The following is a 22,018-nucleotide window of genomic DNA, read 5'->3' as shown; positions in this document are numbered from 1 at the left end:
TTAGAAAAACAGGGAAAAGAATTTAATCGGAGAGTGGATGTGATTCTCTTGGAGTGATCGAGTGGAGTAAGAAGGAAGCGACTTATGCGTGTTTGTCGGAATGATACCTATCCCCAAATCTTTCTGTAGTGTAGGATACAAACAAGTAGCCCCTTTCCTAATTCGCTTCGCAGGGCAGGGGACTTTTTAGTATAGATACTTCAAGGTAGACTTTTATAATAAAATCCCCTGCCCGGTACTTCAGAGTATTCGGCAATTAGTTAAAGTATGAGGTTAGGTCACAATCTACTTAATCTTAGCCGCGTCTTCTTCGAATTGCTTTGCACGTGTATAAGATTCTGCATCTTCTTCACCAAGCATTTTTACTCTGAGCTCTTTCAATTTTTGTGCTTTGTCTTTATCGGAGATTCCATTATTGGAAGAAAGGAATTCTTGTTCTGCTTTTTCGTAGTCAGATATTTTCTTGTTTTGTGCGGCTAGTTCTTTGTTTGCCGCTGCTATACGCTCTGCTCCGTCTTTACCGAAGTATTTGGTTTGTAGCGATGCCATTTTCTTTTCTTTCTCTTCTGGGCTTAAACCTGCGAGTTCTTTTTCTCTGAGGCTAATCTCTGTTTGGTAGTGGTCGAAAGAATCCTCTCTTTTTGTTACCGAGTCTAAATAAGAACCATAAGTTTTTTTACGAAGGTCTTCGTATTTCTGCACTCTTTCGGGACCGCTCATATTTTTGGAAGAGTCAATGAAATTTTTTGAAGTTTGCATGAATGTAACTTGTGCTTCTTCCATTCCGAAAAATAAGTCAGCCTTTTCATCACCAACTAAGTCTCTACGTCTTTTTTTTAATATCTCATATTTTTCCTGAAATGTTATGTCTGCAGGGAATTCCATTTTTCTTGCTTCGCTTTCAAACTGAAAGTATGCTTTGAAAAGTTCTTTCATCTTTTCTTTATCAGGGCTCGTAAACTTTGTATCCAGGAATTTATAAATAGTTTCATCGCACTGGGTTGCGGTGTAATCTTCTGGACATTTTCTTCTTAGCGCCCATACTTCCCAATTAAAGTTTACTTTTCCTGATTTCAAATCTTCGACTAATTCTAAATAGCCTTTTTTCTCAGTTCCCTGAAAAGGAGAAAGTGCTTCATCCCAAAGACCTGTAGTATCTCCCATTGGGGAAAGAGCTTCGTTTTGTGAATGAGATTTTCCGTCTTGCATTTCTTCACTTGAGTTAGAAGAGGATTTCTTTTTACTTGAACCACTTCCTCCAAAAACGAGGTAGGAGATAACTAGTACAAGTGCTACAATAATAATTCCGATAGATATTCTTTTATCAATATTTTTATCCTGATAGAAAATTTAGTAAGTTTTGAGAGTTTGATTTAAGCTTGGTAGATTTATAAGAATCTAAAAATTATAAATTCTATTAATCTAGTTTAGAAGATGCCAACTGAGAGATAATCGTGGATTACCGCTCAGTTGGTTTTTTTACTCGACGCCCGTCGTCTTTTTAGAAGTAGAGACAAGTCTTGACCTGTCTCTACTATTCATTACAGACCTGCTTTTGCAGTTTGTGCAATACCTAAATACCATCCAGTTACATCAAAGAAGTTTTGACCACTCCATTCCAAATTAGTAGCTTGCAGGTGATCGATACCTGTAGCAAACCATTTTTGTCCAGAAGCCTCGCCTTTATAAGCTCCCCATTTTTGAGACTCGAAAGGAACCACTCCATCGTTTGCACCACCAAGACCATACCATAGACCGCCTGCCCAAGTAATTGGATGAGTAGGTGCCATAAGTATATGTTGAATTGGATCTGCCCAAGCCATTTTGTTTGCATAAGAATAGTATTTCATTCCAGAAACGTTAGGAGTAGCAGCATTGAACGAATTCACAGTACTAACAGCGAGTGATTTTCCCATTGCAATAACGTCCATAGGTTTTTTTCCATAAAATAGTTGAGAGAACAGACCCAATGCAGAATTAGCAAAAGGTTGTAACCAACTAGGAATAATACCAAGAACGATATCAGCTAACGGAGCCCCTTTATGAACAGCATCAACAGTACTAACTGTTGCAACTTTGGTTTTGAAGCCTAAAGCAGTATTAGAAGCCATGTAACGAACTACAAGTCCGCCTTGTGAGTGACCAATTAAATGCACTTTTGTGCAACTGTTAGCCGCCATCCATGGAACTAACGCATCTCTTGTTAGCGTTGATCTAACTGCGATACTGTTAAGTGGAGAACTTCCAGGTGTAGTTACTTTAGCCCCTTGTGAACGGAGGTAGCCATCAAGACCGCCCCAATACTTTACTAGACCACCAGCGAGACCTTGTCTATCATCAAATCCAAGTATACCATGGACAAGTGCAATACAAGTTCCGTCAAGAGGACCAGCAAAGAGACCGACTGGAAGAGAGAAGAAGAGGGTGAAGATTAGTGTGAGAAATTTAGCTTTCATAGTTTTTTTCCTTTTCAATTTGTTATTTTACAACTCTTACTTTTCTAAATATCATTTTTTCTAGCGTCAACAAAATTTTTTTTTAAAGAATATTTTTTTTAAAATTAACTTTGTTCATTGAGTAAACCGTAGTTGATTTCGATGAGCAATTTATTGATTGAAAATGAATTTCAGGAAACATCGGAGAACAACTGTTATCCGTTCACCTAACAGTGAGTAACTCTTGTAAATTTTACTCATGCCTTGCAATAAGGCTCTCAGATTTTAAATAGGAGATTGGGAAGATTACCACCGAAGCACTTAGACAAAGCGGGCGGAACTCTTTAACCCTCTTTGTCTAGGTGCCAGCGGTTACGCTATAAGCAGCGTCGAAGCATGGCAAAAAATCTTTTTAAAGTCCTGCTTTTGCGGTTTGTGCGATACCTAGATACCAGCCAGTTACATCAAAAAAGTTTTGACCACTCCATTCTAGATTAGTTGCTTGCAAATGATCAATACCAGTTGCATACCATTTTGCAGACGCTTCGCCTTTGTATGTTCCCCATTTTTGAGATTCCAAAGGAACTACTCCATCGTTTGCACTACCTAATCCATAATAGAGTCCACCTGCCCAAGTAATTGGATAAGTAGGCGCCATTAGTAGATGCTGAACTGGATCTGCCCAAGCCATGTGGTTTGCATACGAGTAATATTTCATTCCTGAAACGTTAGGCGTTGCAGCATTGAATGCATTCACTGTGCTTACTGCGAGTGATTGTCCCATTGCAATTACATCCATTGGTTTTGCTCCATAAAAAAGTTGAGCAAGTAATCCAAGGGCAGTATTAGCAAAAGGCTGTAACCAACTGGGGATAATAGCTAACACGATGTCTGCAAGCGGTGCACCTTTATGAACTGCGTCTACAGTGCTAACAGTTGCCACTTTAGAGGTAAAACCAAGTACAGTGTTAGAAGTAAGATAACGCACAACTAATCCGCCTTGTGAGTGTCCAATCAAATGAACCTTTGCGCAATTATTGGCAGCCATCCATGGAACTAACGCATCTCTTGTGAGTTGCGATCTAGTTGCGATGCTATTGATCGGAGAACTTCCAGGTGTAAGAACTTTTGCTCCTTGGGAACGAAGGTAAGTGTCCATACCTCCCCAGTATTTGACAAGTCCACCGGCTAATCCCTGTGTGTCGTCAAATCCAAGTATACCATGGACAAGTGCGATACAAGTTCCGTCAAGTGGACCAGCAAAGATTCCGACTGGAAGGGAGAAGAATAGCGTGAAGATGATTGTTAGAAATTTTGTTTTCATAGTTTTATTTTCCTTTTCAAATTGTAATTTAAAATCCTTACTTTTCTAATTTTATTTTTTACAAACGTCAACAAAATTTTATTTTAAAGAACATTTCTTGAAATAAAAATTCTGTTCATTGAGTAAACCGTAGCTGTTTTTAATCAGTAATTTATTGACTGAAATTGAATTACGAGAAAATAACGGAGAATAGCTATTATCCTCTCACCTAACATGGGTTAGCTTGTAGGTTTCTTGGGCTGGGATTCGCATTGTTTGTAATTTAAGTATCATTGCGAGATTAACTTGTAGAATAAAAATATAACTATTCTTGTATTTTGCAATGGATAAGATAAACTGTAACCCAATGAATTTTCCCGCGCTTCTCAGTGACTCACTGGCAATCCATTTTTCATTGAAAAAAAAGCTTGAAGGAATTTGGAATCAGAGAGTTAGACTATTAAATTACTTAGGAGATTGAAGTTGAAGAAATACTTTTTAGTTGGTTTAATTTTGTTAGCCGTAAACTGCGCTAAGACTGAATATTATTTAAAGAATGTAAATCATAAAGTTCGCCTAACATCATATACAGAAGAGGAAGGATATAAATTAAAACGAAGATTTGATTTATCCCATACAAGGGTGAACATGTTTTGGGGTATTTTTCGCGTATACAATAAAGATTTAGAAAGAATTCTTATTGAAGAATTCAAAAACCCAGAGACGGAAGCTGTTGGAAATTTGACTATTACAGAAACTTACGATCTAGTTGATAGTCTGGCAGATTTATTTACGTTGGGAATTGTGCGATTGTATTCTGTGAAAATAAACGGGGACTTATACGAAAAGGTTTCCCTGCCAATGCCAAAACCTACCGGATGCTTTGGAAAATCCGAATCAAGAGAAGGTAGAAGTAAAAGAAGAGCCAATGAATGAGGATACTCCTAAAACAGAAAGCAAAGAAGAAACTACCGAAAAGAAACAAAATAAAAAAGAGAAAGGTAAAACCAATGCAAAAAAGAAATAATGTATTTATACTTGTCTTAAGCTTATTTTTCGCTCTCAACTGTGCGACTTATAAGTATTCTCTTTCTGGCTATAATGTGCCTGTTTCTTTTTCAAATGAAGATAGCTCTGGTCAAAGAGTTCGAAGTTTTAAGATTGAAAAAAAAATTACTTGGGTTGCATTTGATTTAATTACAGTAGAAAAATTCGAACTCAAAGATGTATTGGGAGCAGAATTACCAAATGCAAAGAAAATCTATAATTTGAAAATCGAATCGGAAGAAGATTTTTTTGATTCAGCGATTCGTGCTGTGACTACTGGACTTCGAAATTGGGTTTTTTGGTTTAAGCCTATCATTTCACGTCGGACAGTTGTAATCACTGGAACCGTAGTTGAGTGATTTTAAATATCGAAGTAAAAGGAAAATAGATTCATGAAAAAAATTAGTTATTTTATTTCGTTCTTATTTGCGTATTTTTTATATTTACCATTTAAGTTCTTGCCTTATAAAGTCTGTCTTGCCTATGGAGTCGGGATCACGAGAGTATTATTCCCATTAGCCCGTAAACATAGAAAGATAGCTTACGACAATATTTCTTATGCATTTCCAAATCTAAACGAGAAAGAAAAATTATCCCTTGTAAAAAAACACTTTGATCATCTCGGGCGGCTACTCGCAGGAACCCTCTACGCATCTAGATTGAATCAAGAATGGATGGATAAATATCTTTCGTATGAGCCAGAATTTTTAAAAATAGAGCAAGATACCAATAAAGAAGGTATCGGAGTAGTCTTAGTATCCGGTCATTTGGGAACATGGGAAATACTCGTTCAATTCATGGGACTTAGAATGAAGGGGGCGGGCATTTACAAAAAGATTCGAAATCCCTTTGTGGATAAATGGGTGAAATCGCTACGTGAGAATAACGGCATTTTGCTTGTAACGACAGATGAATCCAGTCGAGTGATGAAACTTCTCAAAGATGGATACTGGATTGGGTTTGGCTCGGATCAAAACGCGGGCAAGGCTGGAATCTTTGTCAATTTCTTCAATCGTCCTGCTTCTACCTATCAAGGTCCTGCGCTCATGGCTTATCTTACTGGCGCAAAATTGCTATTATACTCTGTTGTCTGTGGCGAAGATGGAAAAGTAATTGTCCGAGTAAAAGACATGGGAGTCATCGACAAAAAGAAATTTCCTTCCAGGGATGTGGCTGTTCGTCATTACACAGAAATGTGGACTAGACTACTCGAAGAAGAAGTAAAACTATTTCCAGAGCAATACTTTTGGGTGCATAGAAGATGGCGCACAAAGCCAGGCGACTTTCCGGGTCAGGTATAAAGCATCATAAAGAGAGTATTTGAAGATTACCACAGATGAACACGGACAAAGGATACGATAACTTTTATGTCTATTTTCTTTGTTTAAATGAATTAAAAATTAATATTACGCAAGGTGAGCCGAGTGTTAATTCTATCAATAGAAAGTTTTTCGAAATGTTTGTGATTTAAAGTGATAAGCTTTTTAGTGCCACACTTTATTGCTGCTTCAATATGTAGAGCATCATATAAAATTCCGCCAGAAAGATGAAGTTCAGTCACACCACTGACGGCATTTTTGTAGTCTTTGGGGGTAAGCGCCATTATCTCAAACTTAGAATAAATGTTTTTTTGTAAAATATTTTCAACTTCTATAAGAGAAAGCTTTGGCTTTATAGGAAGAACGGATAATACTGCATATGCCGAAACAAGAACGGATGTATCAAAAAAAGTCTTAAAAAAACTACTTGCTTGGAATCAAATCGAAATAGTCTTAGTATTTCATGATACCTGCAATCGTCGTCACACTATGCCTTTTATTCTATTTCTTAGGATTCAAATTTTATTCCCGCTATCTTGCTGACAAAGTATTTGGACTTCGAGGAAAAGAATTCGTCACACCTGCGCATACACATAACGATGGAATAGACTATGTGCCAACCAAGCCGAGTGTTTTATTTGGTCATCACTTTGCATCCATTGCAGGACTTGCTCCCATTCTAGGTCCTGCTGTTGCGGTGATTTGGGGTTGGCTTCCTGCTATGATATGGGTTGTGCTAGGTGGAATCTTCATGGGTTGTGTGCATGATTTTGGTTCGCTTGTCGTATCCATTCGACACGATGGAAAATCAGTGGGTCAAGTCGCAGAAGACTTACTCGGTCATCGTGCCAGATCTTTATTTCATGTAATCATTTTCTTTTTAGTTTCTCTTGCTATGGGAGTATTTGTATTAGTCATCGCAGGACTTTATTCTGCTCCACCAAAACCAGTCGCAGTCAAATCACCAACCGTAATCGAGCAACCTGTCACTGTCAAAGAAGTCAAAGACGGACACGACAATGGAGAATTACAAAAAAAAGAACCAGCTAAGATTCATCTACGAAGTAATTTTCCAGAATCGGTCACTCCTACTCTCATGCTCATGATCTTAGCGTTAATTGTAGGTTTTTTGCACTACAAAAAGAATTACTCACTCGGTCCGCTCACAGTGGTTAGCTTTTTTGTCACTCTAGCGACGATCTATTTTAGTATGGATGATAAATTTCTAGACTTAATCGGGCTAAGCGATATTGACCGCGCTCCCTCTACAGACAGTTGGAAACTCATTCTACTCGCCTACGCCTTCTTAGCCTCAGTCACACCTGTATGGCTACTACTCCAGAGCCGAGACTATATTAATTCCTTCTTACTCTACTTGGGAATAATCCTAATTTACCTCGGATACTTTGTGGGAAGTATAAGTGGAAACTTTCCTTCCTTCAATGCAGCAGCCTTTAGAACAGAAGAAATTGGAATGGATATACTTCCCTTTGTATTCATTACCATTGCCTGTGGAGCCATCTCAGGCTTTCACTCACTGGTTAGTTCAGGCACAACTGCAAAGCAAATCGCAGTCGAAACAGATGCAAGAGTCATCGGCTATGGTGGAATGATAGGAGAGTCACTTCTTGGGCTAACGGCTGTTATCGCCTGCACGATTGGATTTAGTTCGAGTGAAGAATGGAATTCTTATTACAAATCCTGGGCGGGCTTACAGGGATTAAACGTTCAAGTCGGCGCTTATATCTATGGAACGAGTCGCTTCCTCGGTCAATTAGGTATTCCTGAAAAATTCGGACAGGGATTTATTGCACTCATTGTGATTAGCTTTGCCCTTACGTCCCTCGACTCCGCGACTAGACTTCTCAGATATAATATTGAAGAAATTGTTCACTCGTTTCGCTCTAAGACTTTAAATTTACTCTTTGCCAATCGTTATACATCTAGCCTACTAGCAGTAGCTTCGATTGCATTCTTTGCATTTTTAAAGATAAATGTAAATGGTCAAATGAAACCGGCGGGGCTTGCTCTCTGGAAAGTATTTGGCACAACCAATCAACTCCTTGCCGGCTTATCTCTATTAGTCGTATTCATTTACTTATTAAAATCAAAGCGACCTACACTCAGCATTTTACTTCCGATGAGTTTTGTATTGTGCGTTACTCTATGGGCAATGGTTGGAAATTTCTTAGAATTTATAAACGGGGCTACTCCTAATTATCTACTCGCAGGAGTAGGTGGAATACTCATCATCCTTACACTCTGGCTACTCGTGGAAGGATTTTTAGTCTGGAGAAAAATTAAACGAGATATGGATGCTATTTAGTAACGACTAATTGCATCTTCCTCTGTTTCATAAATTGGAATAGATTGTTCTAGCTTGGTTAGCACAAACAGTCTCTTAGCCTCTGCACTGAGTCTGGCTAACTTTAAAGGAATTCCTTTTTGTTGGCACTCAAAATATAAATTGGTCAGCATTCCAAGACCCGAAGAGTCCAAGAAATGAACTTTCTCTAGCGTAAGTAAAATCTTTACACCCTCTTTGTGTGTAAGATTCTTACAGAATTTTTTTAATTCAGGAACGGAATATAAATCCATCGAATCACTAATGTCTACTACATCAATTCCGGAAACAAGTCTATGTGAATACGCCATTGCCTTTGTCCTTTTTAATAGGGGCTTTGCCTTGTAATAAATGGATACTCCAAGTAAGTCGATTCTAAGCACAAAAAAGTCCTTTAACCAACTCAGAATAGCATTTTTTTATACACCCCATAGTCTCATTCTCAAAATAAAATAAAGAAGGAAAAGTTTCAACTAAAAGAAAAATCGCTTAGCCATTTCCTTTTCGTTTTAGAAAAGCTATAAATTATTCTTATTTATGCTTTGCAAAAAAAACTTTAACCACTAATACTTGAATAATAAGGAAAAGTAATAGAATGCAACCAATTCGGATTGTTTATAAACACTTACCAGATACTTTAAAAATTCCAGATGAACTAAAAAATAAAAAAGGGGAAACTATTATTTGGTCTTTAGAGTCTTCCTCTGATAAAAAAACAAAACGCGCCCCTTTGGTTTAGCAAAGAATGACTTTCAAGTTCCTGACTCTTTCTTTGATGAATTATCAAATGACGTTCTAATGGGCTTTGGGGTAATATGAATTGTCTCTTAGACACTCATTTTTTTCTGTGGTATATTACAGACGATGAAAATATACTCAATTACTCGCAATACAATGACTCCTTTTTGTTTAAATAAAGAAAGAAAAGATTGACTCAGCTTTTAAAAGTGAATCACTCCTGTTATTCATTCATTTACGCGCAAGACTAACTAAGGCAAGTAAGCGCTCATCATTCGGCTTTAGACTCAAGCAGGTATCGATTGTTATGCGCACCTTCTCTGTTTTTCCAACGTGAATATAAGACTCCAACAATACCAATAGATTATTAAAATTCTTAGGATATCTAAGTCTGGCTCTCTCGGCTACTGTTATAGCTTTATCATATTGCTTTATTTCTTTGTATACATTCGAAATTTCATACAGGTAATTCGTAAGATGCGGATAATCAGCAATTAGCCTGTGCGCAAGTTCTAAAAATTTAGCATAATTGCAATCAATCTTATATTGAGAAAGTGACTTTAGAGTTGCTTCTAAACTAACCTTGGCTTCATTTAGAGGATACCCTTTAAAATAAACCTTACAAAGAGAAATATCATCCATCAGTTTGCCTGTAGCCGCAATCATCTCATAGATTTTATGTAAATCTCCTTCCGCGTGCTCTACATGATGAAGAAATAAATCATGGTCTTCGTTAATAATATCATACTCAGAATTTTCTTCCTTTCCTATGATAATATCATCTCTACCATCCGAGCCTGATATAACAATATCACCGGGTAATAAGGAAAAGACCTGAATGGAGATACTCCCTGCTTGCCCCTGCGTGCCTAGTTTAGTATAAGGAGTTGTATTTTCTATGAAGCTTGCCTTCCCATCTCGATAAAGAGCCATATCAGGGTGCTCAGCATTTAAAAAATACATCACGCCTGTTCTCTCATCAATAAGTCCAAACACAAGAGACATGAGCATAGACCCATCAAAACTTACAAAAGCCTTATGCATTTCAATGAATGCATCTTTGAGCCATTTCTCAGGATAAACAGTCTTTCCATAATCAGTCGATTGCGTGCGCTGGATAATAGATTTGAATACTGTGCCTAATACCAATACTCCGCCTGCACCTTGTATCGACTTACCCATTGCATCTCCATTTAGAAATACGATGTATTTATTTTTCTGAAGTTCTAGGTTTTCGGAAATATTAATATCTCCGCCTAATTCATAGTAACCGTTACGAAATATAAATTGCTTTTTTTGTTTGATAAAAAATTCTATTTCAACATTTGAACTCTGTGCATTGTTTTGAGCGAGTGGCTCAATTAAAAGTGTATTCAAGAAATAATCTCCATCTTGTTGTTCTTTCAATGAGCGCACTTCAACAAGTGCTTCATTTAGATCACGGGTTCTTTCCATTACTTTTGCTTCAAGGCTTGTGTATAAGAGTGAGTTTTCTACACTCACCGCTATTTGGGAAGATAACACTTTTAATATTTCTACACGATCCGGTGTAAATGCATCTGTAGTAAGATTGTTTTCTAAATAAACAATTCCTACTAGATGTCCTTGATTGAGTATAGGATAACAAAGAATAGACTTTGGTGTATTGGCTTTTACATACGAGTCATTCGTAAACATTCCTGATTTAGTAGCATCATTGAGTAAGACTAAATTCTTTGTGCGGGCTACATAATTTACAATGCTCACAGAAATTTCAGTAGCTACTTGCACTGACTTTGCTTTTAAGACTTCGATATAATTCGAATCAGCCTTTCCTTCTGCTTCGATAAAAAGATTATCTGTCTCTTTTAAAATAAAAAATCCTCTCTCTGCACCTGCATTTTCAAATAGAATCTTCATCATCTTCTCTAGCAATCTACCAAATTGAATTTCTCCGGATAGAGTCTGAGAAGCTTTGACTACTGTGTTTAAATCTAAGAAATTTCCTGTGCTTAGAGTTTTACTATGAGTAACCATTAATTCTGATTGAGCAGTATTGTATTTTCGTTTGAGAAAAGGAAACTGATCTTCTAATTTCTTTACCATTGGTTCTGATCCCCACCTTCGGTAGCAATAATGAGCTTCGATTAGATGAATTTGTTCATACTGTTCATCTTGGGTCTTACGCCAAATAGCCGCAGATAGTTCATTGGCAATTGCTTCTTCCAAAATATACTCATGCTTTTTAGCTAAATAAATTGCAGTCTTATACTCTTTAAGCGCTAAAGAGTCATTACCCTCTATCTCGCGGATTAACCCCTGTAGAATATTAAATTTATGTCCGTAATTTGCTTCACAACTAACCGCCCAGGCTTTCATCTTCTTAGCATTTTTTGCGATACGCTTTTTATATTCTTTCTTTTTAGATTTAATTGTAGCGGCGTTATACAATCGACTTAGATTGAGTGAATCGAAAAACAGAATCTCAGGACCAAACATTGTTCCTAGATTACTCTTCTCATGTTTCACCGCCTTACGGGAGTATGCCTCTACAACTTCGGGCTCTTCGAAAAAATATCCGATGACACATTTCATTGTATAATAGCAATGAAGCGCACTCGAATTATTTGTTTCTATCCAGATATGAACATAGGTATCCTCGTCAAATGCTACTCCTTTTAATTGATGAATCTTCTGAGATACTTCTTTGAGGTTAATGGCTGTTTGCTCTACAATAGCTGCCGTGAAATAGGCATGGTCTTGTTTGATTTTAAGAAATGTCGGTCTCATCTTCTCAAAGATTTCCAATACTTCTTTCAGAGGTTTGCGCATGGCAAGTGCCTGAAAGGAAATATGAATGAGCGAATAACTAGTATACTCCAAGTCTCCATTTTCAATACCACTTTGAATCGATCTCAAGAGAAACTCGTTTCCAGTCCTTGCATGGTTTGTCCAATGATGCACGGCACAGGCATATACCATAAGAGTTCTGCACTGAACTGATTTAAAATTATACTTATCAACGAGGTTAATAGCTAGTTTACCCCATTCATATCCGGTTTTAAAATCTCCTAACGCAGAGCCTTGTATCATTCCAAATACAATAAAGGCAAAAGGGGATATTGGCGATATGCCTCTTCGTAAACTCAAGTTCACCATTTTCATGACTAGAACGGGAAATAGTAAAGGCTTGGAAAGATAAGAAGGGGCAATGCTAATATTGAGTAAACGCATAATGGCTGAATCCGTCTCATTTACCATAAGCGGCAAATCAAGAAAGTCACTCGCGTTTTTTCTACCAATTTGAATCTTTGCTTTTATGATTTCTGGAATGGCAGACAACTCACTTGGATGCTTGGGAATACTAACTTTCAATAGCTTCAAGGCATCGGTAGCAAGAGTCAAAGCCTCTCTCATTCTAAGTTGCTTTGTATACAGAGAAGATTTTAATTCATAGACACTTATCTTATCTAGATTCCTCTCTGCATGGTGCATGATTAATTCAAAGGTTTTCTCTGCCATTTCGAAATTAGTTGAAAGATATTCAGCCTGTGCTTTTGCAATATATAGATCGAGAGTTTTTTTATAGTCCGTCTTCCACGAATTCTCTGATAATAAGGAAACCGCCATAGTATAAAAACTCAAAGCCGCATCATAAGCAGAAGAGGCTAATGACTTATTACCCGCCAAAACATTTAGTTCTAAAAGTTGTTTTCTTTCTAAATCCTCGGTTATATAAACGATGCCCTGATTCAATTGGCTGACAATTGTAAAAACTAAATCGTCAATGTCTTCTGCTTTTGTCAGACTCAAATAAGTCTTTCCGATTAGAAAATGATTCTTTGCTCTTTCCTCATTGTTGATTAATGTATAAGTAGCCTCACGAATTTTATCATGCACAAAGGTGATTATATTCTTTGTGACAATTAAAAAACCTTCATTCGAAATGCTTGTTAGTTCATTTGCAATACTCTCTTGTTGTTTGCCGGAGACGAGAAAGAAAACTTCTATACTGAAAGAATCCCCAATGCAAGCGGCTAACTTCAATATCTCCGCTTGTAAAAAATTTAAGTCTTTTACTTTTTCTATAAGTAAATCAATTACATTCTCGGTAATTTTTCCCTGCTCAATTTTGCTTATATCCCAAGCCCAGATTCCTTCTTTGTAATAAATTAAATCTTTGTCGTATAGACTTTTAAACATTGCATTTACAAAGAAAGGATTTCCTTTTGTCTTCGTATGTAGAATTTGAGCGAGTTCTTTTGTATGTTTTTTTTCTAGATGCAAGGTATCAGAGACTAAATGATTTACATCGTTTAAGGAAAGCGGCTCCAGGTTAATATTCTTAGAGTCAATTCCTTTCTTCTTTAAGTCTTCTAACATAAGAGAAAATGCATCTGTCGGCAACACTTCATTATCCCTAAAGGAAAGTATCAATAATAGAAACTTCATTTCTGGATTGGTAAGAATAGATTCTACCAGATAAATACTAGGAGTATCTGCCCACTGCAAATCATCTAAGAAAATCGCAATCGCATGTTCTTCTTGACAGAATGCTTTGATAAAATTTTGAAAGACAAGATTAAATCTATTCTTGGATTCAGCAAGACCTAGCTCCGATACTGGCGGTTGTCTACCAATCAAAGTTTCTAGTTCAGGGATTACTTCTACAATAATTTGCCCGTTAGCCCCTACTGCCTCTTGCAAATCATGTTTCCATATTAAAATAGATTCTTCTTTTTCTGTTAATATTTGTTTGAGTAGATTTTGAAAGGCTCTAGTGATTGCATAATACGGAATCGTGCGTTTGAATTGATCAAACTTTCCCGAAGCGAAATATCCTTTGTATTCGAGAATAGGTTTATTCAATTCATTGATTAATACTGATTTGCCGATGCCGGATCTTCCTGAAATCAATACTAACTCAACTTCTCCTTCTGTTACATGCTTAAATGATTTTAGAATTTGAATAATCTCTTTGGCTCTACCATATAATTTTTCTGGTATTTGAAATTTTGTAGAAAAATCTTTTTGTCCAATCTGCAATCCATTATTTATATTCTCAATACGATCCTCAATGTTTTCAGGATTGGATAGCAATGCATCTAGATTCGAAATGCATAACTCCAAGTCATAGATGAGTCCATTCGCGCTCTGGTATCTATCTTCTGGATTTTTTTCTAGAAGCTTCATGATTATATCAGATAGAATTTTAGGAGTTCCATTTTTATTAAAGGGGGATACTGGTGTTTTGGCGATATGGGCATGAACCAATTCCATTGGATCTGTATAGACAAAGGGAAGTTCGCCTGTGAGGATTTGATAAAATGTTACGCCTAATGAATAGTAGTCGGTGCGATAGTCTACAGTGCGATTCATTCTTCCCGTCTGCTCGGGAGATATATAAGATAGCGTTCCTTCGAGAGAACTATTCATTGGAATAAAAGAATTTTGCTTGATTAGAAAACTGGCAGAGCCAAAATCAATGATTTGTAAATCTCTTGTTTTTTCGTTTAACACGATATTATGCGCTTTAATATCACGATGCACAATATTTGCGGAATGAATTTTACCCAATGCCTTAGTTGTAGCAAGCATTATCTCCAAGCATTCGACCAACGAAAATTTTTTATAAGCAAGTAGCTTACTCAAATCCTCTCCGCCAATGTCTTCAAATATAATCGCCAGACTTGACTTGAATTTCTCTAGACTAATCGCACGAATTAAACCCTGCCCCTGTAGCTTTTGTAAGATTTCATATTCCTGCTTGAACTCACTAATCAGGGCTGGATCGGGGTATTCACTTCGCAGAGTCTTAATAATCACGGGCTGACCAAATCTATTTCCGCGAAAGACTGCACTTTTTTCGCTGAGATAAATCTCTTTATCCGTTTCTCGTTCATCTAGTCGATACATAGAAATCAACCCTCGTTATTAATCATGATTTAACCACTTTTCCATAGCAAAGCCAAGTTGTCTAGCATTTTGCAATATATTACTGTAGAAATCGTAAAAAGGGGTTATTGGATTAGGTTTAAAACTGTCAAATTAAGGAAATTGAACTAGATGATGGGCATCCTGGGGCTAGAGGGCATAGTAGAATCCATGCCTTTTCTACCATTTATTGAAGGATATCTATACGCTTCTTTGATGTAGAGATTTGACTTATAACTTTTCAATGTCCTCTATACTAAGACCTGTATATTTTACAATTTTAGTAATCGCGAACCCATCTTTTTTCATTTCTGTTGCAGTCTCAATTGCATTTCTACTATATATGTCGTCCCTGATTGGTCTTTTACATTAACATCAATGGTAGATGATTTGAGTCCAGCTACTCTCGGAAGTTGAAAAGTATTACAAAAATACAATTCGATAATTTTTCTGTCTCCTTCCAAACCCAACACTGAATTCAAAAATGAGATGAGAATAACTTTCTTTGCTTCATTTCCAAATATCTTTCAGAAAGCAACATCGTTTTTAGGGTCAGCGAATTTCATAGTTTTACTGTTTACGCTTGTTTATAAATTGTCTAGTAGAAACTAATGCACTGAGGAAGATGTAGTGGACAGATTCCAAACATAGTCCATTCTCTTAGCGGATACTCTTTATTAGGTTCTGTGCAGGTATTGTAATTTATTTTTCATTTTATAATAACATTTTTTAGCTTTGGAACGATAAATAAATTAGTTTCGATTCCTTGAAAATCATAGCGTTTCAATATAGATTCAATTGACAATTTATCAATTGATTGATTCTTATCATCTATATTGTAGAAGACAAATCCCATTTTTGATAACTCATCTAAATATTCTTTAGGGTCTGTGTTCATTTTTCTAAAATTCATTGTGGAGAATTCACTGACTATCAAAATATTGGGATTATTAGACATTATTCCTTTAGCACCTTGGATAACTAGAACATCAGCACCTTGAACATCTATTTTTATAAAATTTATTTTCTTATCTTTAAAATAATCATCCAAACTTATTACATCTACTTCTTGATAATCACGATTCATTTTATCGTCACGTAAGCTATGGTCTCCCTTATTTGTAGGATTCAAATAAAGCTTCATCCGCCCTGGTTTATTTGCTACAGCTTTCTTCTCAACGGTAACATTTTGTAAATTATTTAAAATAATATTCTGCTTTAGTAGTTCATAATTTTCAGTCTCTGGCTCAAATGAATAGACATGTCCAGTAATACCAACCTTTTTCGAAGCCAATAGTGTGTAATAACCGATGTTTGCCCCAACATCTATAAATACATCTCCTTCCTTTAAATTATGAAATATAATAGAAGTTTCATTCGGCTCCCAATGACGATAAGCATACATAAAAGGAGTAATAACTTCATCTTTTGGATTCAAAAACATTTTGTAGTCCAAAATTTCAGTCGCAACAAAATTTTTTGATAAATATCGGAATATACTATATTTCTTTTTTATAATGTAGGGGGAATTCCAATTAGAGACAAATAGGCAAATAAATAAAACTATAAAAAAAGAGCTAATCATAAATTTTTTCATTAAATAATCCTTTGATACCTGCGGCACCTAAACCAATCCAATATTTCCCACACTCGATCAATTCGGTCAATAGTAAAAATAAACAAATATTGAAATAGTGCAAAGGTAAGCCTATAAAAATTTTGGATATACCCAGAATAGAACCACTTTAGTTTTTAATATTTAAAAGAGAAAAGCTTTCGCCATTACAAATCGAATTACCACCGTTTACACCTAAGACCAATCTAGTTCTAGATTAAAAGGGACATAGAAGCCGAAGAAGGGCAATTTGATGGCTTTTACGTCCCTTCTATGTGGCTCTTAGGTAAGAAGTATTCTTAACGCATTCCTTCTTCGTGTCCTTCGTGCTCTTCGTGGTTAAGAATCCTCCTTGTCTCTGTGGCAATGACTTCGTCTTAGGATTCTTTTAGATAAAGGCTAACCACTGTTCCCCGCCGTGGATGAGGTTTTTCAAAGGATTCGATAGTTAGTTTACCACGGAACATTTCTACAAATTTTTTCACAAGAGGCATTCCGTAGCCGGTTCCCGTTTCCCCTTGCGTTCCTTCGCGGCTAGTGGGCTTACTTATATCAAAGATATTATTTAAAATACTTTGTGGCATTCCAATTCCTTCGTCTCTGATAGAAAGTAGGACGGAGTCTTTTTCCCGGCATCCTTTGATATAAATGTTTGAACCTGAATAAGAAAATTTCATCGCGTTGGTCAGTAGATTATTAAAGACAGAATAGACAAAAGAACTAGCATCGACTAACGCATTCAAGTCTTCCGGAATGTCTAAGTGCACAGTAACTTTTTTTTCAGCAAGACGATGCTCGAAGATAATAAGAGAAGATTGAATTGCCTCTTTGAGATTAACTGATGTTAGCTGCGGAGAATACATTGCCTCATCGATCGCATACATTTTTTTTACACTGTCTAGAATACTAAGACAATTATCCACTGCCTTACCAACTAAACCATTCATAGTATCAGTTAAGCTTTTATCTTCTTGTGCCATTTCATTGGCAGACTTAATTGCACTGATTGGATTACGAAGATCATGCAAAAGCACACGAACCAATTGTTTGTTTTTTTCATTCGTTTCATTTAGTTCTCTCGTTTTTTCTTTGAGTGAAATTTGAAAATGAACTCTTGCCAATAACTCTACTGGATTAAATGGCTTTGTGATATAATCACTTCCCCCAATTTGAAATGCGTTAGCGATATCCTCTGCGTCTGTTCTTGCTGTCAAAAACAGAATTGGAATTTCAGCAAAAGACTTCTGAGATTTCAAAACTTTACAGGTTTCAAACCCATCCATTTCTGGCATGTTAATATCAAGAAGAATTAAATCAGGAATTTGCTGCTCTACAGCTTTTAGCGCCTGTTTCCCATTTGCCGCAATTACTATTTGGTATCCTTTCGTGGAAAGAATTTGTCCTAATACTTGCACATTGGCAGAGGTATCATCTACAATTAATATTTGGTGTTCTTTCATTTGAATCCTTTTAACGCGTTTACTAATTCAGGAAATTGTTCCAAGCAAATACTAATTCTATTTGAATCAAACTGACTTGCATAGTCTCCTAATTTCTTCGCCCACAAAATTATGGGCTTACAATTGTATTCTTCTCCGATTTCAGCTATCTGATTTGAAAAATCCTTGATTTCAGAAATATTCATTACATTTTTTATTTTTTCCCATTTATGCAATTCATCTTTTATAATTCTATCATGCATTGCGTGACTATCCTCTTTATTGAAAGCTGCAAATTCACTCAATGAGAGCAAAGGATAATGAGTATTACCTTCTTCCATAGAAGTCTTATTGTTCTTGAGAAATTGAGAAATGTAAGAAATAAACCTACTGTGATTGACTGGTTTTTGCAAAACTCCATCGCAAATAGAATTGATTTCATCCATTGTCTGCTTAAATACAGAAGCTGTAATCACTAAAATCGGAATAGAACAAGTAAACTCCGTTGATTTTATAATTCTACTTGCTTCCATTCCATCCATAACAGGCATTTTTATATCCATCAGAATTAAGTCCGGCTTATATAGATTAGCCATCTCTATGGCAACTTTCCCATTTTCGGCTTCCATAATTTTTAGTTCTGGATATTGTTCCAAAAATCTTATCAGTAACTGGCGATTTAACAAAACATCGTCTACCACTAGAATCGTGGCAGGCTCAAACTGAATCGTGTTTTCTTTCTGTGAATGATTTGACTCTTCTTCCTTCTGTGTTCGATGCGTTCCCGGAATCAAAATATTTCTAAAAGTCATTGTAAACATTGCACCGAATCCTTCCCGGCTATGAACAGAAATTTCTCCATTCATGAGTTGAATCATTTTTTTTACAATGGTTAAACCGAGACCCGTGCCACCATATATATTGTGATCTTGTCCTTCTCTTTGAGAAAATGCTTCAAAGATTTTACCATGATCTTTCTCTGGAATTCCGATTCCCGTATCTTCAATTCTTATTGTTAAATCAATATTATCCTCTGTGGAATTTTCATAATCTTTAGCAACAGATACTTTAATGTGTCCTTTATGTGTAAATTTTACAGCGTTGCCTATTAAGTTTAGTAGAATCTGTCTGAGACGCATTTCATCAAGCAAAAGTAAACTCGGTATACTCTCTTCCATTTCTAATAGGAACTCAATTTTTTTCTCTGTCATCTTCTGAGAGAAAATGACTTTCATCTCGTCAAAGATTTTTTCCAATCGAATCGGAATGAGATTCAATTCAATTTTTCCTGATTCGATTTTAGATAAATCTAAAACGTCATTGATTAATCTAAGTAAAACTCTTCCGCTCATCGTGATCGAATTGGCAATATGTTTTAATTTTTCATCTTGCATTCTTTCACTGAGAATATCTCCGAATCCTAAGATTGCATTCATCGGAGTTCTAATTTCATGACTCATATTTGCCAGAAACTCACTCTTTGCTTTATTTGCTCTGTCTGCCATCTCCCTTGCATTCTCAGCATCTTCCTTTGCTTTGATAATCATATTCTGAAAATTTTGTCTTTCGGTAATGTCTCTAAAACTTGCAACAGCGCCATACATATTATTATCCTTATTAAATAAAGGAACTGAATGAACAGAAAGCCATTTCTTTTTTCCATCTCTATCAATGATTCCATGCTCAATAGGACCAACTTCTCTTTGTTCCCGCATAGCTACGGCTAATGGCAAGTTCTCTTCTGGAAATGGCTTACCCTCAGAATCAATTTGAAACCATTCTTTTGAATTAAAATAACGACCGGTGATTGAATCTTCTTTGATATCTAGGATTTTTGCTGCACCTTGATTTGCATAAATGATTTCCCCTCGGAGGTTAACTTCAACTAGCCCCTCAGGAATTGATTCTAAAATTTCAGTTAGCTTATTTCTTGTTTCTTTTAGAGAAATTTCTGTAAGTTTCAACTCCGTAATATCACTAACTAAAACAAGAAATCCTTTTACTTTATTGTCTACAATATCCGGGATGTATTGAATCCAAGTATAACCAATCTTATCCGTTGGTGCTCTCTCAAATTGTTGTTTTTCGCCCTTTAAAACATTGTCTATAAATGGCTTGTTCTTGTGAAAAATTTCTTTACCTAGCAATTCTTCCATTGTATGCCCGATGATTTTCTCTGATGATTTCCCAAACCATTCTTGGTATGCTTGATTTGCAAAGGCACATCTGAGATCTGTAGTCCAGTATCCAACCATTCCGGGAATGGTATCTGTGACTTTCTGAATAAAGGAACTTTGCTCGATTAGCCGCTGCTCCATTTCTTTCAAAGGAGTTATATCTTTTCCGAGAGATATATACTCATATGCCATTCCCTTTGCGTCTTGAAAGGGAACGATTGTCGCACTTAACCAGTAATATGAACCATCACTTGCTTTGTTTTTAATTTCACCCTTCCATACATTTCCGGATAAAATTGTATTCCACATTTCTTGAAAAAATTCAGGAGAATGATTTTTTGAATCAACAATGCGATGTGTCTTTCCTACTAACTCTTCCTGAGAATACTTTGATATACGACAAAAATTTTCATTGGCAAATTTTATTATACCGCTCTCGTCTGTAATTGCGACAATAGCATGTTCATTTATAGCCAATTCCAGATTATTTACTTTGGCAAGAGATTCTTCTAACTCGATATAGGCATGTCTTTTCTTTGTTACGTCAATTCCTATACATTGAATTTCGATGAGATTTCCACTCATGTCTTTAATTGCATTAAACTCCCATTCAGAATATAAAATTCCTCCACCCGGTAAAGGCTTCTTCAAAGAAACATAAAAAGATTTCTCCGGTGATTCTATACAATTTCGAACTGTATTAAAGCATTTACCATGATCTTCTTCGATGATATGTGTAAGAGCGTCTGTTTCAATAATACTTGATTGAGTAGAGCCAAATATATCGCAAAAGTATTTGTTGGCAAATGTGTATTTGCCTTGTAAATCAGTTCTAACAATAAATACAGACTGACTACTGAGTAATGCTTCATATTTGTAAGATGCCTGAAAAAGTTTATCCTCCGATTGAGCGAGTAAGGCAACTTGCTCTTCTTTTTCTTTTAGCTTAATCCTAATCTCCAGGAGGTTAATAACGCTTTTGCTCAAAATGGCTAGAGCGTCTAATTGCTGTTTGCTTAACTCCCGTGGTTTATGATCTATTACACAAAGCGTTCCAATTGGCAGTCCCTCCGGACTCAAAAGAGGTGAGCCTGCATAGAAACGAACATGTGGATCATTTATAGATAATGGATTATCCCGAAAACGTTCATCTTGAAGTGAATCGGTTACGACAAACACATCTTTACCAAGAATTGCATGCGCACAAAAAGCAATGTCCCTACTTGTCTCAATTGCATCGAGTCCAACTTTTGATTTAAACCATTGCCTATCACGATCGACCAAACTGATGAGCGCAATAGGAGTATCGCAAATAAAAGCCGCAAGACGCGTTAGTTCATCGTATTCCTTTTCTTCAAGTGTGTCTAAAATATTGTAGTCAAATAATTTGGTTAATCGCTCTATTTCATTGTCAGGAATCTCAGCCGATTTCATAATTCTATTTTCTTATATCGAACAAGCTGTGACAATAAAATAAAAGTTTATAAATATTGATAAGAACTTTTTATCATTGCATTTTAGAAATGCAGTTCGGTAAAGTTGAGCCCTGTCAAGTTTACATGAACTCTTTTTCGTAATAAATTGAGACTAATATTTATTAGCTGTAAGCTTCAAGACCACACAAAGATATTTCCTTTGAATGAAGAATAGCAATACCGAATTGGATTTGAAAAGGCTCTAAAGCTGCA

The 22,018-nt window shown here is 36.1% G+C and carries 15 protein-coding genes; 5 read left to right on the top strand and 10 right to left on the bottom strand.

The window, feature by feature from the left end; all coding sequences use genetic code 11:
- Positions 1–285: 285 nt before the first annotated feature.
- From IPH52_27440 to IPH52_27430, 3 genes are all read right to left on the bottom strand, one after another.
- Positions 286–1,209 (bottom strand): lipase, encoded by a 924-nt coding sequence (locus IPH52_27440; GenBank protein MBK7058719.1) that lies wholly within the window; start codon positions 1,207–1,209, stop codon positions 286–288.
- 332 nt (positions 1,210–1,541) lie between these two features.
- The gene (locus IPH52_27435; GenBank protein MBK7058718.1) at positions 1,542–2,456 is read right to left on the bottom strand and encodes a lipase; all 915 of its coding nucleotides are present in this window, start codon (positions 2,454–2,456) and stop codon (positions 1,542–1,544) included.
- Between the two features lie 391 nt (positions 2,457–2,847).
- Positions 2,848–3,759: a lipase gene (locus tag IPH52_27430; GenBank protein ID MBK7058717.1), complete on the bottom strand. Its 912-nt coding sequence runs from the start codon at positions 3,757–3,759 to the stop codon at positions 2,848–2,850.
- 462 nt (positions 3,760–4,221) lie between these two features.
- On the opposite strand from IPH52_27430, the gene IPH52_27425 reads away from it, so the two are divergent.
- The 3 genes from IPH52_27425 (at position 4,222) to IPH52_27415 (ending at position 6,086) form a co-directional block, all read left to right on the top strand.
- Positions 4,222–4,674: a hypothetical protein gene (locus IPH52_27425; GenBank protein MBK7058716.1), complete on the top strand. Its 453-nt coding sequence runs from the start codon at positions 4,222–4,224 to the stop codon at positions 4,672–4,674.
- A gap of 74 nt (positions 4,675–4,748) precedes the next feature.
- Positions 4,749–5,144 (top strand): hypothetical protein, encoded by a 396-nt coding sequence (locus IPH52_27420; protein ID MBK7058715.1) that lies wholly within the window; start codon positions 4,749–4,751, stop codon positions 5,142–5,144.
- Positions 5,145–5,177: 33 nt separating this feature from the next.
- The gene (locus IPH52_27415; protein MBK7058714.1) at positions 5,178–6,086 is read left to right on the top strand and encodes a lauroyl acyltransferase; all 909 of its coding nucleotides are present in this window, start codon (positions 5,178–5,180) and stop codon (positions 6,084–6,086) included.
- 92 nt (positions 6,087–6,178) lie between these two features.
- Here IPH52_27415 and IPH52_27410 read toward each other — a convergent pair whose 3' ends face one another.
- Positions 6,179–6,388 carry a hypothetical protein gene (locus IPH52_27410; protein ID MBK7058713.1) on the bottom strand — a complete coding sequence of 70 codons (210 nt, stop codon included), beginning with the start codon at positions 6,386–6,388 and terminating at the stop codon, positions 6,179–6,181.
- 179 nt (positions 6,389–6,567) lie between these two features.
- On the opposite strand from IPH52_27410, the gene IPH52_27405 reads away from it, so the two are divergent.
- On the top strand, positions 6,568–8,430 hold the full coding sequence (locus IPH52_27405) for a carbon starvation protein A (GenBank protein ID MBK7058712.1): 1,863 nt from the start codon (positions 6,568–6,570) through the stop codon (positions 8,428–8,430).
- On the opposite strand, the gene IPH52_27400 is transcribed toward IPH52_27405, so the two are convergent.
- Complete coding sequence (locus IPH52_27400) at positions 8,427–8,831, bottom strand: STAS domain-containing protein (protein ID MBK7058711.1); 405 nt, start codon at positions 8,829–8,831, stop codon at positions 8,427–8,429. The two genes, IPH52_27405 and IPH52_27400, sit on opposite strands and share 4 nt — an antisense overlap.
- 212 nt (positions 8,832–9,043) lie before the next feature.
- On the opposite strand from IPH52_27400, the gene IPH52_27395 reads away from it, so the two are divergent.
- Positions 9,044–9,187: a hypothetical protein gene (locus IPH52_27395; GenBank protein MBK7058710.1), complete on the top strand. Its 144-nt coding sequence runs from the start codon at positions 9,044–9,046 to the stop codon at positions 9,185–9,187.
- Between the two features lie 230 nt (positions 9,188–9,417).
- Here the strand turns inward: IPH52_27395 and IPH52_27390 are convergent, their stop codons facing one another.
- From IPH52_27390 to IPH52_27370, 5 genes are all read right to left on the bottom strand, one after another.
- On the bottom strand, positions 9,418–15,081 hold the full coding sequence (locus tag IPH52_27390; GenBank protein ID MBK7058709.1) for an AAA family ATPase: 5,664 nt from the start codon (positions 15,079–15,081) through the stop codon (positions 9,418–9,420).
- Positions 15,082–15,404: 323 nt separating this feature from the next.
- On the bottom strand, positions 15,405–15,623 hold the full coding sequence (locus IPH52_27385) for a PD-(D/E)XK nuclease family transposase (protein ID MBK7058708.1): 219 nt from the start codon (positions 15,621–15,623) through the stop codon (positions 15,405–15,407).
- A gap of 185 nt (positions 15,624–15,808) precedes the next feature.
- Positions 15,809–16,696 carry an FkbM family methyltransferase gene (locus IPH52_27380; GenBank protein ID MBK7058707.1) on the bottom strand — a complete coding sequence of 296 codons (888 nt, stop codon included), beginning with the start codon at positions 16,694–16,696 and terminating at the stop codon, positions 15,809–15,811.
- Positions 16,697–17,091: 395 nt separating this feature from the next.
- Positions 17,092–18,174: a hybrid sensor histidine kinase/response regulator gene (locus IPH52_27375; GenBank protein ID MBK7058706.1), complete on the bottom strand. Its 1,083-nt coding sequence runs from the start codon at positions 18,172–18,174 to the stop codon at positions 17,092–17,094.
- Complete coding sequence (locus IPH52_27370) at positions 18,171–21,764, bottom strand: PAS domain S-box protein (GenBank protein ID MBK7058705.1); 3,594 nt, start codon at positions 21,762–21,764, stop codon at positions 18,171–18,173. Before IPH52_27370 ends, IPH52_27375 begins: the two co-directional genes overlap by 4 nt.
- Positions 21,765–22,018 lie beyond the last annotated feature (254 nt).

This window comes from Leptospiraceae bacterium, assembly GCA_016708435.1.
Taxonomy (GTDB): domain Bacteria; phylum Spirochaetota; class Leptospiria; order Leptospirales; family Leptospiraceae; genus UBA2033.
The sequence above is the reverse complement of the archived record's forward strand: the minus strand, read 5'-3'. Positions and strand labels throughout refer to the sequence as shown.

Coding starts and splice junctions, on each gene's coding strand:
- IPH52_27395 (MBK7058710.1), top strand. CDS start 9,044: ATGCAACCAATTCGGATTGTTTATAAACACTTACCAGATACTTTAAAA.
- IPH52_27440 (MBK7058719.1), bottom strand. CDS start 1,209: ATGCAAGACGGAAAATCTCATTCACAAAACGAAGCTCTTTCCCCAATG.
- IPH52_27420 (MBK7058715.1), top strand. CDS start 4,749: ATGCAAAAAAGAAATAATGTATTTATACTTGTCTTAAGCTTATTTTTC.
- IPH52_27430 (MBK7058717.1), bottom strand. CDS start 3,759: ATGAAAACAAAATTTCTAACAATCATCTTCACGCTATTCTTCTCCCTT.
- IPH52_27405 (MBK7058712.1), top strand. CDS start 6,568: ATGATACCTGCAATCGTCGTCACACTATGCCTTTTATTCTATTTCTTA.
- IPH52_27410 (MBK7058713.1), bottom strand. CDS start 6,388: ATGGCGCTTACCCCCAAAGACTACAAAAATGCCGTCAGTGGTGTGACT.
- IPH52_27435 (MBK7058718.1), bottom strand. CDS start 2,456: ATGAAAGCTAAATTTCTCACACTAATCTTCACCCTCTTCTTCTCTCTT.
- IPH52_27390 (MBK7058709.1), bottom strand. CDS start 15,081: ATGTATCGACTAGATGAACGAGAAACGGATAAAGAGATTTATCTCAGC.
- IPH52_27370 (MBK7058705.1), bottom strand. CDS start 21,764: ATGAAATCGGCTGAGATTCCTGACAATGAAATAGAGCGATTAACCAAA.
- IPH52_27380 (MBK7058707.1), bottom strand. CDS start 16,696: ATGAAAAAATTTATGATTAGCTCTTTTTTTATAGTTTTATTTATTTGC.
- IPH52_27415 (MBK7058714.1), top strand. CDS start 5,178: ATGAAAAAAATTAGTTATTTTATTTCGTTCTTATTTGCGTATTTTTTA.
- IPH52_27375 (MBK7058706.1), bottom strand. CDS start 18,174: ATGAAAGAACACCAAATATTAATTGTAGATGATACCTCTGCCAATGTG.